Below are 17,717 nucleotides of genomic sequence, written 5' to 3' on the forward strand. Positions count from 1 at the left end.
CGGTCGCCAGGACTGGTTGCGTCGCGAGCGACGGAGTACACCTCTGGGAGGCCGCTGACCCATGTCGTTCCGACTGCCCGAGTTCTACCTGTCCTACCCGGCCCGTCTGAACCCGCACCTGCAGCGGGCGCGCGAGCACACCAAGGCCTGGGCCCGCAGCATGGAGATGATCGACGTCCCGCAGCAGGGCAAGCGGATCTGGACCGAAGCAGACCTGGACCGCCACGACTACGCGCTGCTGTGCGCCCACACCCACCCCGACTGCGACGGTGACGAGCTGGACCTGATCACCGACTGGTACGTGTGGGTCTTCTACTTCGACGACCACTTCGTCGAGCTCTACAAGCGCGAACCGGACCTCACCGCCGCCCGCGCGCACCTCGACCGGCTGCCGGCCTTCATGCCGGTGGAGGGACCGATCACCGCGGAACCGGCCAACCCGGTCGAGGCCGGTCTGGCCGACCTGTGGCAGCGCACGGTGCCGTCGATGAGCTCCGGCTGGCGGCGCCGGTTCGCCGCGAGCACGACCGCGCTGCTGGACGAATCGCTGTGGGAGCTGGCCAACATCAGCGAGCACCGGTTGTCCAACCCGATCGAGTACGTCGAAATGCGGCGCAAGGTCGGCGGCGCCCCGTGGTCGGCGAACCTCGTCGAGCACGCCGTGGGGGTGGAGGTCCCCGACGACCTCGCCGCGACCCGGCCGTTGAAGGTCCTGCGCGACACCTTCGCCGACGCCGTGCACCTGCGCAACGACCTGTTCTCCTACGAGCGCGAGGTCTCCGACGAAGGCGAGCTGAGCAACGGCGTGCTGGTCTTCGAGCGGTTCCTCGGTTGCGAGACGCAGCAGGCCGCCGAGGTCGTCAACGACCTGCTGACCTCCCGGCTGCACCAGTTCGAGCACACCGCGCTCACGGAGATCCCGCGGCTGCTCGACGAGCGGGGCGTGGACCCCGCCGGCCGGTTCGCGGTGCTGGGCTACGCCAAGGGCCTGCAGGACTGGCAGGCCGGCGGGCACGAGTGGCACATGGCCTCGGGCCGCTACCCCGAGGGCGGCGGGAAGTCACCGGTGCTGGGCGGCCCGACGGGCCTCGGCACCGCCGGCGCCTACATCGCGAAGTCGCTGGTCTCCACGGCGCCGCAACGCCTCCGGAGCTTCAGCCACGTCCCGTACCAGCCCGTCGGGCCGATCGAGCGGCCGTGGCTGGAGGTGCCGTTCGAGCTGCGGTTGTGCCCGCACCTGGACCTCGCCCGGGAGCACGCGGTCGAGTGGTCGCGGGAGATGGGGATGTTCGTCGACGCCCCGCCCGTCTGGGACGAGGCGGCGGTGCGGTTCAACGACCTGCCGCTGTGCGCGGCCGGGCTCGACCCGGACGCCACGCCGGAAGAGCTCGACCTGGCGTCGCACTGGCTGGTGTGGGGCACCTACGGCGACGACCTCTACCCGCAGCGCTTCGGCCACCTCCGCGACGTGGCGGGTGCGAAGCTGCAGAACGAGCGGCTCAAGCAGGTGATGACCGACTCGGGTGAGCCGGGGATCGTGCCGGTGAACATGCTCGAGCGCGGCCTGGCCGACCTGTGGCGGCGCACGACGGCACCGATGAACGCTCGCGAGCGCGCGTCGCTGCGCCGGGCGGTCGAGGTGATGGTCGACAGCTGGGTGTGGGAGCTCGACAACCAGGTCCTCAACCGCATCCCGGACCCGGTGGACTACGTCGAGATGCGCCGCGCCACCTTCGGTTCGGACATGACGATCAGCCTCGCCCGGTTCGCGCACGGCGACGCGGTCCCGCCGGAGCTGTACGAGACGCGGGCGGTCCAGAACCTGGAGAACTCAGCGATCGACTGCGCGACGCTGCTCAACGACGTCTTCTCCTACCGCAAGGAAGTCGAGTTCGAAGGCGAGGTGCACAACGCGGTCGTGGTGGTGCAGAACTTCCTGGACTGCGACCAGGACCGGGCCCTCGAGGTCGTGCACGGGCTGTTCGACGCGCGCATGGAGCAGTTCCGGCACGTGGTCGAGGTGGAGGTGCCCGCGATGTGCGAAGAGCGGCAGGTGGCGCCGGAGGCGCGGACGGCGTTGGACGAGCACGCCGTGGAGCTGCAGGACTGGCTGGCCGGGATCCTCAACTGGCACCGGCAGGTCGCTCGCTACCGCGACTCCGAACTGCGCCACGGCACGCCCGGGAGCGGTCTCCGGTCGTCCTCCGCGCTGCCGACGCCCTGGGACCCGGTGCTGGGCTGAGACATCGCCCGCCACGCGGCTTCTCCGACGGCGGCGATGGCGTGGACGCCGTCGCCGCCGCGGTAGCCCTTGGTGGAGACGGGGTCGGTGAGCTGGTCGACGAGCACGGCGAGCACCACCCGCGGGGTGTCGTCGGCGCTGAGCAGCGCGACGTCGTGGCGCAGGCCCTTGATCTCGCCGGTCTTGTTCCAGCAGCGCGCGTCCTCCGGCAACCGCAACGGGATCCGGTCGACGACCTGCTGGCGCGACAGCACCGCCAGGGCGTGCCGGGTCTGCTCGGGCGGCAGCGCTTCGCCGCGGGCCAGCGCGGCCATCACGCGGGCCTGGTCGAGCGCGGTGGTCTGCAGGACGCCGGGCGCTGCGGTGTCCATGATGTGCCGCTCCACCCGGGTGCCGGTGCAGCCCAGGCCCGCAGTGCACGCGGCGATCGCCGGGAAGCCGACTTCGTCGATGACGGCGTTGGTCGCGGCGTTGTCGCTGACCACGATCATCAGGTTGATCAGGTCGCGCAGGGACATCGCGGGCACGCTGGGGATCTCGAACAGCACACCGGTCCCCCGGGTCCTCGAGGCCGGCAGCGGCACCACCCGGTCGAGGTCGAGCCGCCCTTCGGCGACGGCGCGCAACGCCGTGATCATCACCAGCACCTTGATGGTGCTGGCCGAGTGCACCTCGACCTCGGGACACCGCAGCACCGGGACGCCCTCGTCGAGGTCCCAGCTCGCGATCCCGACACGCCCGGGGAACTCGAGACCCGCCAACTCCGCCTCGAACCGAGCCGCGTAGCCCACCACTACCTCCCGCACCCTCGCCGTGCGCGCACTGTACCCACCCCCGGCGCCTCAGAGGGCGCCGAGGACCGCCAAGGCCGCCGCGGCGTCCTGGACGCCGATGCCGACGCTGTTGTAGAAGACCAGGTCCTCCGGGGTTTTCCGGCCCGGGGCCTGGCCGGTGAGGACGGCGCCGAGCGGGGTGATGCCGTCCCGGGTGAGCTCGCCTTCGGCGAGTGCGGTCATGATCGGGCCTGCGTGGTGGACGGCGGTGTCGGTGTCGTCGACGACGATCGTCGCGGCGGCGCGCAGGAGCTCGCCGTCGACTTCCCGGCGGTGGGGCTCGAAGCTGCCGACGCTGACCACCGTGGCGCCCGGAGCGAGGTCGGAGGTGGGGACGACGGGCTCCGCGCTGAGGGTGCACGCCGCGACCACACCGGCGCCGCGCACGGCTTCCGCGGGCGTGCCCGCAGGGCGCACGTGGAGCCCGAGCTCGGCGGCGAGCTCGGCCGCGGCCGCCTCCCGGCGAGCCGGGTCGCGGCTGTGGATCCGCACTTCGCGCAGCGCGCGGACGCGGGCGATGGCGCGCACGTGGGCCCGGGCCTGGACGCCGGAACCGATCACCGCCAGCACGTCGGCCTCCGCCGGGGCGAGCGCGTCGACGGCGACCGCGCTGCCCGCGGCCGTGCGGATCTCGGTGAGGGTGGTGCCGGCCATCGTCGCGATCGGCGTTCCCGTCTCCGCGTCGAGCACCAGGACCGTGGCGCTGATCGAGGCCAGGCCCCGCTCGGCGTTGCCGGGGTTGACCGAGACGAGCTTGGCGACCGGACCGTGCCGCGGGGAGAGGCGGCTGAGGTACGACAGCACGGTGTCCTCGCCGGTGCGGATCGCCGACTTCGGGGCCAGCTGCGCTTCCCCTCGGCCCAGGGCGGTGAAGGCCAGGCGTTGCGACGCGATCGCGGAGTCGTGGTCGAGGGCCGCCGCCACGTCCGTGTCGTTGAGGAGTTCCACGCGCACCGACGTTGGCACATCCGTTCGCGTCCCGGAAGGCAGCGCCAGCAACGCTGGCCCTCAGCGCGACGAGAAATCACTCTTCTGATCCTCAACAGACCGCGCTCCCCCGTTCTACGGTGATCCCAGGTGGTCCCGAGCAGGAAGAGGTGCATGTCGGTGCAGGCGACGTTGAGCTCCGTGATCGGCCCGGACGCCCCGGAGGTGGTCGACGGCGGAGGCGAGTACCTCTCGAAGAACCCCGCGAACCTCGACGACGTCGTGGCCGAGGTCGCGCTGGGCACCCCCGAGACGCTGGTGTCCGCGGCCGAGCAGGCCCAGCGCGCGCAGCGGGAGTGGGCCCAGGTGCCGGCGCCGGTGCGCGGGCGCGTGATCGCCGGGCTGGGGCGCCTGGTGGAGTCGAACAAGGAGAGCCTGGCCCGGCTGGTGACCCGGGAGATCGGCAAGCCCTACGCCGAAGCGCTCGGCGAGGTGCAGGAGATCATCGACACCTGCGACTTCTTCCTGGGCGAGGGCCGCAGGCTCTACGGGCAGACCGTGCCGTCGGAGATGCCGGACAAGCAGCTGTTCACCTTCCGCGTCCCAGTCGGGGTCGCGGTGGTGATCACCGCCGGCAACTTCCCGGTCGCGGTCCCCTCCTGGTACCTGGTGCCGGCGCTGCTGTGCGGCAACGCGGTGGTGTGGAAGCCCGCCGAGTACGCGGCCGGTGCGGCTCGCGCGCTCGCCGAGATGGCCTGGAAGGCCGGGGTGCCCAAGGGCGTGCTCAACCTCGTCCACACCGACGGCGAGGCCACCTTCAAGGGTCTGGAAGCCGCGCTCGAGGCGGGCACGGTCAACAAGGTCGGCTTCACCGGTTCCAGCGCGGTGGGGACCCGGGTCGGCGAGCTGTGCGGCCGCCACCTGCAGAGCCCGTGCCTGGAGCTGGGCGGCAAGAACCCCATGATCGTCACCGAGGACGCCGACCTGGACCTGGCCGTGGAGGGCGCGCTGTTCTCCGGGTGGGGCACCGCCGGGCAGCGCTGCACCTCGCTGGGCAACCTGATCGTGCACCGCGACGTCAAGGACGAGTTCACCTCCCGGCTGGACGCGGCGCTGCGCGCGGCCACGGTCGGCGAGCCGAGCGGCGACGTGCTCTTCGGGCCGATGCTGGACCAGAAGTTCGCCGACAACTTCGAGTCCATCCTCGACACCCTCCAACCGCACCACACGACGCTGGGCTCGAGCGCGGTCGGCCGGATCACCGCCGACCAGCCGCGCGAGGGCTTCCACGGCGACCCGTCGACCGGCCTGTACTACCACCCGGTCCTGGTGGACGGGATGCGCACCGACGACCACATCTTCCGCAACGAGACCTTCGGCCCGATCGTCGGCATCACCACCTACGAGACCCTCGACGAGGCGGTCGACCTCGGCAACGCTCCCGGGTACGGCTTGTCGGCGGCGATCTACACCTCCGACCCGGCCAAGGCGTTCCGGTTCCGGCAGGGCATCGGCGCGGGCATGGTCAGCGTGAACAACTCGACCTCCGGGGCCGAGGCGCACCTGCCCTTCGGAGGCAACGGCAAGTCCGGCAACGGCAGCCGCCAGTCGGGCATCTGGGTGCTCGACCAGTTCACCCGCTGGCAGTCGTTGAACTGGGACTTCTCGGGCAAGCTGCAGAAGGCCCAGATGGACGTCGACACCGTCGAACCGGAGCTGGACTTCCGCTTGCCGCCGGAACTCGGCGGCCGCTGATGCTGCCGAGCTCCGCGGAGGTGGTGGTCGTCGGCGGCGGGGCGGTGGGCGTCAGCACCGCCTTCCACCTCGCCGAAGCCGGCGTGGACGTGCTGTTGCTGGAGCGCGGCGAACTGGGTTCGGGCAGCACCAGCAAGGCGGCCGGCGGTGTCCGGGCGCAGTTCTCCGATCCGGTCAACGTCGAGCTGGGCCTGCGCAGCTTGCGGGCCTTCGAGGACTTCGCCCGCAGGCCCGGCGGGGAGATCGACCTCAAACAGCAGGGGTACCTGTTCCTGCTCTCGGACCCCGCCGACGTCGCGGCCTTCGAGGACGGGGTGGCCCTGCAGAACTCGCTGGGCGTGCCGAGCCGGATGCTCAGCGTCGAGCAGGCGCGCGAGCTCTCACCGCTGGTGTCCCCCGACGGGCTGCTGGCGGCGGCGTACTCCCCCACCGACGGGCACTGCACTCCCGAAGGCGTGGTGCAGGGCTACGCGGGGGCGGCACGGGAGCACGGCGCGGTGCTGCGGCGCGGCGTCGAGGTCACCGGAATCGAGACCAGCGGCGGTGGGATCAGCGCCGTGCTCACCGACGCCGGGCCGGTGCGCACCTCGACGGTCGTGTGCGCGGCCGGGGCGTGGTCGGCGCGGATCGGCGAGTTCGCCGGTGTCGAGCTGCCGGTGCGACCGCTGCGCCGGCAGGTCCTGGTCACCGAGCCGATGCCGGACCTCCCGCCGCGGTTGCCGTTCACCATCGACTTCGCCACCAGCTTCTACTTCCACGAGGAGGGCCCGGGCCTGCTGGTCGGCATGTCCGACCCGGAGGAGGAGTTCGGGTTCCGGCTGCACACCGACGACCGCTGGCTGGACCGGCTCGGCGAGGTCGTCACGCGACGCGCTCCCCGCATCGCCGAGGCGGGCGTGGCGCACGGCTGGGCGGGGCTCTACGAGGTCACTCCCGACCACAACGCGCTGGTCGGTCACGTCGGCGGCTTCTACTACGCCACCGGCTTCTCCGGGCACGGCTTCCTGCAGAGCCCGGCGATCGGCGAGGTGGTGCGCGACCTGGTCCTGGGCCGCGAACCGGCGATCGACGTCTCCGGTCTCGACGTGGGTCGCTTCGACGGCGCCGAGATCCGGCCCGAGCACAACTGCGTGTAGGAAAGGACGACCGTGGTTGACCTGTTGCAGGAGTTCGACGAGTGGGGCCCGGAGAAGGTCGTCTGCGTCTCCGACGCGCGCACCGGGATGCGGGGCGTGCTGGTCATCGACAACACCGCGCGCGGCAGCGGCAAGGGCGGCACGCGGATGGCCCCGACGGTGACCGTGGGCGAGATCGCCCGGCTGGCGCGGGTGATGACCTGGAAGTGGGCCGCGGTCGACCTCTTCCACGGTGGCGCGAAGGCCGGCATCGTCGCCGACCCTGACGCACCCGACAAGGAAGCGGTGGTGCGCTCCTTCGCGCGCCGGCTGGCCGACCAGATCCCGGCCAGCTACGTCGCCGGCTTGGACATGGGCATGACCGAGCACGACGCGGCCATCATCCAGGACGAGCTCGCCGACCGGGGCGCGGCCGTCGGCGTCCCGGAGGCGCTGGGCGGTGTGCCCTACGACCAGCTCGGGGTGACCGGTCACGGTGTCGCCGAAGCGGCTCTGGCCGCGTTGGAACGCGCGGGCAAGCCCGTGGCCGGGGCGCGGGTCGCGGTGCAAGGCTTCGGCGCGGTGGGCGCGGCCACGATCGCGCGGTTGCACGCCGCCGGCGCGCAGCTCGTGGCGCTGTCCACCGTGGACGGGGCGGTGCACGACCCGACCGGCCTGGACGTCCCCGCGTGGCTGGCCGCCCGGGCGGAGTTCGGCGACGCGTGCGTCGCGAAAGCCGCACCGGCGCAGCGCATCGCCCCGGGCGAGGAGCTGTGCGTGGACTGCGACGTGCTCATCCCCGCCGCACGGCAGGACGTCATCGGCGAGCAGGTCGCCGCCCAGGTCCGCGCGAGCCTGCTCGTGGAGGGCGCCAACCTGCCGACCACCCCGGGGGCGCGGGCAGCCCTGTCCGCGCGAGGTGTGGAGGTCGTGCCGGACTTCATCGCCAACGCGGGCGGGGCGATCGCGGCGGGCTTCGCGATGGACGCCCGCTACTCCGCCTTCCGACCCGAACCCGGCCGCATCCTCGACGAGGTCGCGGCCCGGACCCGGCGCAACACCCTCCTGGTGCTGGAGACCGCGGCGCGGTCGGGCGTGCTGCCGCACGCGGCGGCATCGGAGATGGCCGAGCAGCGGGTCCGCGAGGCGATGCGGTTGCGCGGCCGCGTGCCGGTGCCCGCCTGAGACCGTTCGAGGAGTCGGCGTGCTCAACCCCATCCACCTGCGCACGCTGCAGGAGTGCGTCCGGACCGGCTCGTTCGCCGAGGCCGGCCGCGCGCTGGGCTACACCGCCTCGGCGGTGTCGCAGCAGATGGTGCTGCTGGAGCGGTCGATCGGCGCTCCGCTGTTCGAGCGCTCGGCCCGGTCGGCCCGCAGCACCGCACTGGCCCTGCGGCTGGCCCACCGCAGCCGGGACGCGCTGGGCGCGCTGGACGCGCTCGAGCGCGAGGTCCGGGCGATGGTGGCCGGCGAGGAGGGCAGCCTGCGGCTCGCCTCGTTCGCCACCGCCAACTCGCGGGTGCTGCCCGACGTGCTCGCAAAGGTCATCTCCCAGCGGCCGAACGCCGAGGTCCAGCTCGACGAGGGTGAACCGGACGAGGTCGTCGACGGGGTCCTCGACGGGTCCCTGGACGCGGCTGTGGTCTTCGAGTACGACCTCGACCCGCGCCAGTGGCCCCTCGAGCTCTGCGCCGAGGAGCTGCTGGCCGAGCCGCTGCGGGTGCTCCTGCCCGCCTCGCACCGCCTCAGCGGCCGTGCGCGCGTGGAACTGCCGGAGCTGGCCTCTGACAACTGGATCTGCACCCGCGAGGACACCGCCGGTGCCCGGTCCCTGGTCAGGTTGGCGGCAGCGGCCGGGTTCGTCCCGCGCATCACCTTCCGCAGCAACGACTACTCCGTCATCCGCGACCTCGTGCGCCGCGACCTCGGCGTCGCGGTCTTACCCGCCCTCGCCGTCCCGCAGGACCAGGTCGGCGTCGCCCGCATCGCGGGCTTCCAACCGCACCGCCGGGTCAAGGTCCTCTACCGCGAGCAGAACACCAACCCGCTGCTCCCGATGGCCCGGGAGTACCTGGCCGCGTCGTGCACAGCGGTCGCATCCGAGTGGGAGCAGACATGACCGAACCCGTCGACGAGCACTTCCTCCAGCAACTGGCGCTCCTCCGCGACCAGGCACCTGCTGACCGCCCGCCCGCGCCGGACGAGGACCTGGTGGGGTTGTTCGCCTCCCAGGCCGGCAGCCGGCACCTCGACTTCAAGGCCCGTGAGCTGGGCAAGCGCGGGGTGGGCTTCTACAGCATCGGCTCGTCGGGCCACGAGTCGAACGCCGCGGTCGCGGCGGCGTTGCGGGTGAGCGACCCGGCGTTGCTGCACTACCGGTCGGGCGCGTTCTACCTGGAGCGGGCCCGCCAGGTCGCCGGCAGCACCCCCCTGCTGGACGTGCTGCTGGGCGTGGTGGCCTCGGCCGACGAGCCGATCTCCGCAGGGCGGCACAAGGTGTTCGGACACGCGGAGCTGTCGGTGATCCCGCAGACCTCGACCATCGCCTCGCACCTGCCGCGCTCGGTGGGCCTGGCGTTCGCGCTGGAGCGCGGTGCCCAGCTCGGGGTGGAGGCGGAGTGGCCGGCGGATTCGGTGGTGCTGTGCAGCTTCGGGGACGCCTCGGCGAACCACTCGACCGCCACCGGCGCGATCAACTCGGCGCTGCACTGCACGCACCAGGGCCTGCCGTTGCCGTTGCTGTTCGTGTGCGAGGACAACGGGATCGGCATCAGCGTGCGCACGCCGTCGGGCTGGGTCGCCTCGGCCTACGGCGACCGGCCAGGCCTGCGCTACTTCACCGCCGAGGGCACCGACCCCGTCGAGTGCCTGCGGGTCTCGCGGGAAGCCGCCGACTGGGTGCGGCAGCACCGGGTACCGGCGTTCCTGCACCTGCGCACCGTCCGGTTGATGGGCCACGCCGGGTCCGACGTCGAATCGGCGTACCGCTCGCGCGCGGAGATCACCGCCGACCTCGACCGCGACCCGCTGCTGGCGACCGCGAAGGAGCTCGTCACGCGAGGCGTCCTCACCCCCGACGAGGTGCTGGCGCGCTACGAGGCCACGCGGTCCGAAGTGGACGCCCTCGCCGAGGAGGCGCTCGGGCGCCGCAAGCTGGGCAGTGCGGCGGAGGTGATGGCCTCCCTGCACCGCCACTCCCCCGACGCCATCGCCGACCACACCGCCCAACGCCCACCCGACCGCGCCGGAACCTTCGACACGCCACCGGAATCCGAGGGACCGCTGACGCTGGCGCAGGCGATCAACCGCTCGCTGGCCGAGGAGCTCGGCCGGGACGAGCGCGTCCTGGTCTTCGGCGAGGACGTCGCCCGCAAGGGCGGCGTGTACGGCGTGACCCGAGGTTTGCGCAAGAAGTTCGGAGCCAGGCGGGTCTTCGACACGCTGCTGGACGAGCAGAGCATCCTCGGCACCGCGCTGGGCGCGGGGCTGGCCGGGCTGCTTCCGATCCCGGAGATCCAGTACCTGGCCTACCTGCACAACGCCGCCGACCAGCTGCGCGGGGAGGCGAGCACGTTGAGCTTCTTCTCCCACGGCCGCTACACCAACCCGATGGTCGTGCGCATCGCCGGTTACGGCTACCAGAAGGGCTTCGGCGGTCACTTCCACAACGACGACAGCGTCGCGGCACTGCGCGACCTGCCCGGCGTGGTCCTGGCCTCGCCGTCCCGGCCGGACGACGCGGCGGCGATGCTGCGCACCTGCGTCGTCGCTGCGCGCGTGGACGGACGGGTCTGCGCGTTCCTGGAGCCCATCGCCCTCTACCACACCCGAGACCTGCACGAACCCGGTGACGAGGGCTGGTTGGCCGAGTACCCGCGACCGGGCGAGCACCACGTGCCGATCGGCCGCGCCCGGGTCCACGGCCACGGCACGGACCTGACGCTGGTCAGCTTCGGCAACGGTGTCCCGATGAGCTTGCGCGTCGCGGAACGCCTCAGGCAGCAAGGCGTGCACGCCCGGGTGCTCGACCTGCGCTGGCTCGCCCCGCTACCGGCCGAAGACCTCCTGGAAACCGCCGAGGCAACGGGCAAGGTGCTCGTGGTGGACGAAACCCGCCGCAGCGGCGGCGTTTCCGAAGCGGTGGTCACCGCACTGGTCGACGCGGGCTTCACCGGCAAGGTCGCCCGGGTGACCAGCGAGGACAGCTTCATCCCCCTGGGCGCCGCGGCCTACCACGTCCTGCTGGACGAGGACACCGTCGAAACAGCCGCCCTCAAGCTCACCCGCTGAGCCAGGAACCTCCCGGAACAACGCGCACCGCCAGGGCACCCCGCAGGGCGGAAAGCCGCCAGGGATGCGGCAGGCCGCGGGCTGTTCCCAGGCTGGGACTCAACCACGGTTCCTCACCCGCTCGGGCGGGGACCCGGGACGCCGTGTTACGTACCGGGGGTTGGCGATCGGCCCTGTGGCGCGGGTCAGCCAGGTCCGGGTCACCCAGCCGGTCATGACCATCGTCTGGGCGACGGTGATCCTCGCCGAACCGCTGACCTGGCCCACTCTCCTGGGAGCCCTCGCGGTGATCGTCTGCGCGATCCTGTCAGTGCGCACTCGCCTCGGCCTGTGACCGGACGCTTCGGGCATGGCGCAGCAGCAGGACTGTCCGGTGTGGACCGCCCCGCCGGGGGTCAGGAGGGGTCGCCGAAGACCTTGCCGGGGTTGAAGATCCCGGCCGGGTCGAGGGCGTTCTTGATGTCGTGGTGCATGTCGACGACCTTGGGCGAGAGCTCGGCGTGCAGGCCCTTGCGCTTGAGCAGGCCGACGCCGTGCTCGCCGGTGACCGTGCCGCCGAGCTCGATGGCGTCGGCGACGATGTCGTCGAAGGCGCGCTGAGCGCGCAGCCGGGCGTCGTCGTCGCCGGGCGGGGTGATGATCAGCGGGTGCAGGTTGCCGTCGCCGGCGTGGGCGATGTTGGCGATCTGCGTGTCGTGCCGCTGCGCGGCGGCTTCGATGCGCACGAGCATGTCCGGGACCAGCGCGCGCGGGACGCAGACGTCCTCGGTGAGCAGCGGGCCGAGGCGCTCCAGCGCGGGGTAGGCCAGGCGGCGGGCCGCGAACAGCGCGTCGGCTTCCTGCTCGTCGGTGGAGCGGGCGCTCCAGGTCGCCCCAGCCTCGTCGAAGCAGCGCACGAGCGTGTCGACTTCCTGATCCCCCGCTTGTCCCGGGGTGTCCGAGCGGCCGAGCAGCAGGACGTTGGCCTCGGCGGACAGGCCCATGTTCTTCCACTCGTCGACCGCGCGGAGGCAGTGCTGGTCGAGCAGCTCCAGCGCGGAAGGCACGACGCCGGCAGCGGCGACGGCGGCGACCGCCTCGCCCGCGGCGACCAGCGAGTCGAAGTAGCCGACGACGGTGCGCTCGGGTGCGCGCAGGCCGGGCAGCAGCTTCACGGTCACCTCGGTGATGACGCCGAGCGTGCCCTCGGAACCGACGAACAGCCCGCACAGGTCGTACCCGGCGACGCCCTTGGCGGTGCGGCGACCGAGCCGCACGAGCTCGCCGGAGCCGACGACGGCCTCCACCCCGAGCACGTAGTCCCTGGTCACGCCGTACTTCACGCAGCACACGCCACCGGCGTTGGTGGAGACGTTGCCGCCGATGGTCGACCAGGGCGAGCTCGCCGGGTCCGGCGGGTACCAGGCACCGTGCTCGCGGCAGGCCGCGCGCAGGTCGTCGTTGACGACTCCCGGCTGGACCACGGCCAACTGCTCCCGCGGGTTGATCTCGAGGACCTGGTCCATGCCTTCCAGGGAGATCAGCACGCACCCGTCGACGGCGTTGGCGCCACCGGACAGGCCGGTGCCCGCGCCGCGGGGCACGACCGGCACCCGGTGCTCGGCGCAGACCTGCACCGCCGCGACCACGTCGTCGGTGCTGCGGGCGCGCACGACGGCGAGGGGCTTGCCGTAGGGCGCCCACTCGGCTTCGTCGTGGGAGAAGCGCCCGGTGGAGTCCGGGTCGGTCAGCAGCACCTCGTCCGGCAGCGCCGACCGCAACGCGCGCAGCGCGGCGTTGTCCGAGTTGTCCACCATGGGTTACCTCCTCCTGCGCGAACCGCCCACACAGTAACCCGGAGGGATGAACGAGGAGCTCAAGGCCTCAACCGAGTTCGGGGAACCGGGGAGCCCAGACCTGCCGCGACCCGCGGATCGGATCACAGGCCAGCGCCACCGGGTTGCCGAGGACCCGGGTCGGCCGTTCGGGCAGGTGGTAGGCGGGCCACCCGGGGTCGCCGGTCGCGGCGAAGGAGGTCCAGGCCTGCCGGATCGCGCGGGAGAGCTCGTCGAACCCCTCCGGTGCTGCGCCGAGCATCTCCACCGCCAGCGGGTCGTCGTGCTGACCGAAGGTGAACGGCACGTCCAGGCCGTGGGTGGCGCCCAGCACCCCGTCGCGCTGCGGGGTCTCCCAGGTGAACTCGTAGAGGTGGGCCCGGCCGCCGGCCGCTGCGGCGGCCTCCACCATCCACACCGCCGGCATCCGGAACAGCTGGTCGCTGAGCAGCACCGTGTACAAGTCGGTGTCGGCGACGCCCGGGTAGGCGGAGCGGTACTCGGCGGCCGTCGACCCGGGCAGGTTCAAGTCGCGCACCAAGCCCTCGAGGTCGCGGGCCTCCGCGGGCAGGTCGACGGTGAAGCCGGTCGCCTCGTCGCGGTTGAAACCAGCGATCACGTCGATGCCGTTGGCGACGCCGCCGCGCAGCGCCACCCACGGGAGTTCGGAGAGCACTTCCCCGTCGAGGACGACGTTGTAGGGCAGGTTGTTGGTCCAGGCCGCGCGGTTGGCGCTGATCTCCGCCATCGCCCGGCCCTGGGCGGCGTGCAGGTCCTCGACGGGCAGCTCGGCGAGGGCGCTGGCGGTGGCGGGCACGCCGAGCGGTCCGGTGATCAGCTCACCGAGCTTGCGGGCCTCGTCCTCGTCGACGTACATCGCCGCCGGGCTCTGCGCGATGGCCCGGCGGAACAGGCCGCGCCGACCGGACCCGGCGACCAGCGTCGCCACCGAGACACCTCCGGCCGACTCGCCGAAGATCGTCACGTTGTCGGGGTTGCCGCCGAAGGAGATGATGTTGTCGCGCACCCAGCGCAGCGCCGCGAGCTGGTCGAGGATGCCGCGGTTGGCCGGGGCGTCGTCGACCCACCCGAACCCCTCGTAGCCGACGCGGTAGTTCACGGTCACCACGACCACGCCCTCGCGTGCGAGCGTTGCCCCGTTGAAGCCGTCGGTCCCTCCGGTTCCACCCAGGAACGCGCCGCCGTGCAGCCACACCATCACCGGCAGGTGCCCGCCGCGGTCGGGCGTCCAGACGTTCACCGTGAGGCAGTCGGTCGCATCACCGGGCCGCCAGACCGCGGGCAGCGGCGGTATGGGCGCCTGCGGGACCGGAGCGCTGTACTGCGTGGCGTCGCGCAGCCCGTCCCAACGCGGCGGCGCGATCGGTGCCTGGAACCGGCGCGCGCCGTCCAGCGGCGCCGCGTAGGGGATGCCCTTGAAGACCATGACGTCGCCGTCCGTGGTTCCCCGCACAGCGCCGTGCTCGGTCCGCACGACGAGGTCCACCCCGCCGTACAACCACCGGAAGCTCGATAAGGGGGGCTGCTGCTCCTCGTCCATGCTCACGTCCCATCGCTGAGTTCGGTGACCGCCTGCGGCAGCGCCTCGGCGAGCTTCTCCAGGTCCGGCAACGCCGCCCGGTTCGCCTGCACCCCGATGTGCACCGTGTCCCGGAACTGCGAGACCGCGATCGACAGCGCGTGGCCGGCCGCCAGCGGGGCCAGCGGGAACAGCTCGGCCACCTCCGCGCCGTCGAGGGACGCGTCGAACCTCGGCAGCGGCACGTTGGTGACCATCGTGTCGAACAGCAGCGGAGCACCTTGGGCGACCAGCGGTGTGGCGACGTGGTGCAGCAGTTGCGGCACCCGGCCCGCGAGCACCGGGAACGCCCCCGGACCGCGCAGCGGGCCCGCGGTCTTGTTGGCGCTCATCTCCGCGCGGATCGCCTGCAGCCGCGCGCCCGGACCGGGTTCGGCGACCGGGAGGTCGCACAGGTAGCCGGAGAGCTGGTTGTTGCCGTTGCGGGGTTGGTTGCTGCGCCGCCGGCACACCGGGATCAGCGCGCGCACCGGCACCTCGTCGACGTCCGAACCGCGGTCGGCCATCCACTGCCGCAGCGCTCCGGCGATCACGGCGAGCACGACGTCGTTGGTGGTGCCGCCGCCGTGCCGGGTGCGGATGCGGCGGATGTCGTCGAGGTCGATGGGCACCAGCGCGAGCCTGCGGGCCGGCGAGGTCGAGGCGTGCATCGGCGAGGACTGCACCGGGAGGCGCATGTTGCGCACCACCGAGGCCGCGATCCCGAGGCACTCACCGGACTTCGACAGGGTTCCGCGCACCACGTCGACCAGCTTCTCCGGCTGGCGGAGCAGTCCGAAGGCCTCGTCGAGCGGGTGGGCCGGTGGTGCCGCGGGGGTGTCGGCCAGGTCGCTGAACTCGTCGAGCAGCCGCACCCCCACCTCAACGGCGTCGTGCCCGTCGACCAGCGAGTGGTGGAACTTCATCAGCACCGCGAAGCGGTTGTCGGCCAAGCCGGTGATCAGGTGCAGCTCCCACAGCGGCCGGCGCTGGTCGAGCGGGTCGGCGACCAGCTCGGATGCCAGGACCGCGAGCTCCTCGCGGCCTCCCGGGCTGGGCACCTCGTGGTCGTGGACGTGCGCAGTGGCGTCGAAGTCCCGGGCCTCGCGCCAGTGCGGCTGCAGCCAGGAGCGCTCCAGCCGCATCCGCAGCCGGGAGATGCGCTGGGCCCGCTCGGCGAGCAGCCGCCGCAAGCGGTCCCGGTCCACCGGTCCGTGGGCGCGGAACACCGCGACCGCGCCCACGTGCATGGGCGTGTCCTCCTGCTCCATGCACAGGAAAGCCCAGTCGAGCGGTGTGAGTTCACTTCTGGATGGCGTCTCGGTTGCGCTTGCGCTCATCGCCCATTTCCCGTCAACGGTGCAATTGGTTGTTCGCGTTGCAGATCAGTTCCCGGACCGGCCGTCCGGTGGATTGCGAACGAATCCGAAACCGGCTCGCAATCGGACGGTGTGGTGAACCGGCAGCCCCAGGACCGGGGTTGAACCTGCAGGTGGCGATGACATCGACGGGTCCTTCCGGGTACTTCCGGGTGGTCGGTGTGCGCGCACCGGCGACCGACAGCATTGAGAGTTCTCGGTCCGACGCACGAGCACCATTCGCAAACCGGTGCGCCGTTGCACAATTCGTCAGGGTAACCGCTGGCGGGCGCATCGACCTTAGCGAAGAAATGATCAGATGAAAACGACCGACCTCAGCGTCGCTGAAACCCGGAAGGATTGTGATCACTCCGGTCAGTGCCGGTTCGGACTCCCGTGATCACCCGAAAGCATGCAGAGCTCCGTCAGCGCACGTCCCCGATGGCGACGGCGATGACGCCGAGCACTGGACGCGACTCCGGCCGCCGTCCGCATTGTCACTCGAACGCTGCCCCCGAGGAACACGAAGCCCCGCCGCCGCAGGCGTGTCGCGCTGCGGTGGCGGGGCTTCGCGATTCCCAGCCGCGTGGTCTCCGCTTACTTGCCGGGCTCCCAGTGCTCCAGCATCGCCGCGAACGTCTCGAACGCGGGCTCGTTGTAGCCGTAGGGGGCTTCGAGGTGGACGCTGATCGGGAAACCGAGGTCGTGCACGCCGTCGACGACCCGCTTGTAGAGGTCGACGACCGCCTGCTTGCGCTGCTCGAAGCCGAGCTCGGCCGTGCGGGCGACGAACTCCTGCTCGGCGGCCACGGCCTGGTTGCCCGGGTCCTGGATCAGCCACTGGATGAGCTTCTTCTTGCTCTCCACGCCCGGGATGAACCCGAAGGACAGCAGGATCTCCGGGCGGTGCGGCGTGTTGCGCGCGAACTCCTCGAGGAAGTTCACGATGGCGTCGGAGTACAGCAGCTGCGTCATGCCGTAGGTGGCACCGCGCTCGCACTTGAAGCCGAAGCGGCCCTGCTCCCCTTCCCGGGTCGGGATGAGGATGGAGCCGCGGTGCGGCACGACGTCCTGGAACTTGGTGAGGGCGTCGGTGGGGGGCACGCCGGGGCCTTCCCCGTCGGCCATGTTGCGGGGCACGCCGACGAAGGCGATGCCGTCCATCTCGGCCTCGCGCAGCGCCTGCAGCCGCTCCGCCAGGGCCTGCTCGTCGTGGAAGGCGGTGACCTGCGTGCACAGGCCGCGCACGTCACCGCCGATCTCCGGCCGGATCGTGCGCCAGAAGTCGATGGTGTCCATCTTGGGCCGGAAGTCGACGGGACGGTCGCCGTCTTCCTGGATGATGCCCGGGATCATCACGTGCCGGATGCGGCCGGTCAGCCCGAACTTGCGGCTGAGCTCGGCGATCTTGCGTCCTTCGTCAACGGCCCTCTGCACACCGCCGTCGAGGTCGGGCGGAACCAGTTCGAGTGCGATGGTGGTCATGTCGGCCTCAGGTATTCCTTCTGTCGACTTCGGTCACCGCAGCGCTCGAGAGATACGCCTGCGAACCTGCGCTGAGCGGCAGGGACCGTTTTCTTCCAGGGAGAAGGGTTTCGACCCGGTCGGTGAGCCCGAAGAGCACCCGCAACGCGGGGCCACGACGGGCTCACCGATCTCGCGGATCCGGAGGTGGGCACCGCTCGCGGGGAGCGGTGACCACCGGCCCGATCAGTAGCGGTAGTGCTCGGGCTTGTAGGGGCCGTCGACGTCGACGCCGATGTACTCGGCCTGGGCCTTGGTCAGCTTGGTCAGCTTCACACCC

General features: G+C 71.8%; 14 protein-coding genes. 7 read left to right on the top strand and 7 right to left on the bottom strand.

Features of this window, described 5'->3' with window-relative positions:
- Positions 1–61: 61 nt before the first annotated feature.
- Positions 62–2,242, top strand: a complete 2,181-nt coding sequence (locus EIL87_RS05490) for a terpene synthase family protein (RefSeq protein ID WP_125089060.1) — start codon at positions 62–64, stop codon at positions 2,240–2,242.
- Here the strand turns inward: EIL87_RS05490 and EIL87_RS05495 are convergent.
- Both EIL87_RS05495 and EIL87_RS05500 read right to left on the bottom strand, forming a co-directional pair.
- Positions 2,149–3,033, bottom strand: a complete 885-nt coding sequence (locus EIL87_RS05495) for a serine hydrolase (RefSeq protein ID WP_233576042.1) — start codon at positions 3,031–3,033, stop codon at positions 2,149–2,151. The genes EIL87_RS05490 and EIL87_RS05495 overlap by 94 nt on opposite strands.
- Positions 3,034–3,084: 51 nt before the next feature.
- Positions 3,085–4,029: an ornithine cyclodeaminase family protein gene (locus EIL87_RS05500; RefSeq protein ID WP_233576043.1), complete on the bottom strand. Its 945-nt coding sequence runs from the start codon at positions 4,027–4,029 to the stop codon at positions 3,085–3,087.
- A gap of 147 nt (positions 4,030–4,176) precedes the next feature.
- Here EIL87_RS05500 and EIL87_RS05505 point away from each other — a divergent pair, with 147 nt between their 5' ends.
- From EIL87_RS05505 to EIL87_RS27325, 6 genes are all read left to right on the top strand, one after another.
- Complete coding sequence (locus EIL87_RS05505) at positions 4,177–5,757, top strand: aldehyde dehydrogenase family protein (RefSeq protein WP_125089061.1); 1,581 nt, start codon at positions 4,177–4,179, stop codon at positions 5,755–5,757.
- Positions 5,757–6,893, top strand: a complete 1,137-nt coding sequence (locus tag EIL87_RS05510; RefSeq protein WP_199740269.1) for an NAD(P)/FAD-dependent oxidoreductase — start codon at positions 5,757–5,759, stop codon at positions 6,891–6,893. The genes EIL87_RS05505 and EIL87_RS05510 overlap by 1 nt, the downstream gene beginning before the upstream one ends.
- A gap of 12 nt (positions 6,894–6,905) precedes the next feature.
- Positions 6,906–8,057 (top strand): Glu/Leu/Phe/Val family dehydrogenase, encoded by a 1,152-nt coding sequence (locus tag EIL87_RS05515; RefSeq protein WP_199740270.1) that lies wholly within the window; start codon positions 6,906–6,908, stop codon positions 8,055–8,057.
- Positions 8,058–8,076: 19 nt separating this feature from the next.
- Entirely contained in the window at positions 8,077–8,991 is a 915-nt protein-coding gene (locus tag EIL87_RS05520) for a LysR family transcriptional regulator (protein WP_125089062.1), read from the top strand.
- Entirely contained in the window at positions 8,988–11,162 is a 2,175-nt protein-coding gene (locus EIL87_RS05525; RefSeq protein ID WP_125089063.1) for a thiamine pyrophosphate-dependent enzyme, read from the top strand. The genes EIL87_RS05520 and EIL87_RS05525 overlap by 4 nt, the downstream gene beginning before the upstream one ends.
- Before the next feature lie 160 nt (positions 11,163–11,322).
- Complete coding sequence (locus EIL87_RS27325) at positions 11,323–11,496, top strand: EamA family transporter (protein ID WP_233576044.1); 174 nt, start codon at positions 11,323–11,325, stop codon at positions 11,494–11,496.
- Positions 11,497–11,557: 61 nt separating this feature from the next.
- On the opposite strand, the gene EIL87_RS05535 is transcribed toward EIL87_RS27325, so the two are convergent.
- From EIL87_RS05535 to EIL87_RS05555, 5 genes are all read right to left on the bottom strand, one after another.
- Positions 11,558–12,958 (bottom strand): FAD-binding oxidoreductase, encoded by a 1,401-nt coding sequence (locus EIL87_RS05535; protein WP_125089065.1) that lies wholly within the window; start codon positions 12,956–12,958, stop codon positions 11,558–11,560.
- A 67-nt stretch (positions 12,959–13,025) separates the two neighbouring features.
- The gene (locus EIL87_RS05540) at positions 13,026–14,537 is read right to left on the bottom strand and encodes a carboxylesterase/lipase family protein (protein ID WP_125089089.1); all 1,512 of its coding nucleotides are present in this window, start codon (positions 14,535–14,537) and stop codon (positions 13,026–13,028) included.
- Positions 14,538–14,539: 2 nt separating this feature from the next.
- A complete protein-coding gene (locus EIL87_RS05545) occupies positions 14,540–15,895 on the bottom strand; it encodes a wax ester/triacylglycerol synthase family O-acyltransferase (RefSeq protein WP_125089066.1) in 1,356 nt (451 codons plus the stop codon).
- A gap of 615 nt (positions 15,896–16,510) precedes the next feature.
- On the bottom strand, positions 16,511–17,398 hold the full coding sequence (locus tag EIL87_RS05550) for a mycobacterial-type methylenetetrahydrofolate reductase (RefSeq protein ID WP_125089067.1): 888 nt from the start codon (positions 17,396–17,398) through the stop codon (positions 16,511–16,513).
- Between the two features lie 225 nt (positions 17,399–17,623).
- On the bottom strand, positions 17,624–17,717 hold a 94-nt coding region (locus EIL87_RS05555; RefSeq protein WP_148101507.1), incomplete at its 5' end, for an adenosylhomocysteinase.

Origin of the sequence: Saccharopolyspora rhizosphaerae (genome assembly GCF_003931915.1) — a bacterium.
Lineage (GTDB): Bacteria > Actinomycetota > Actinomycetes > Mycobacteriales > Pseudonocardiaceae > Saccharopolyspora > Saccharopolyspora rhizosphaerae.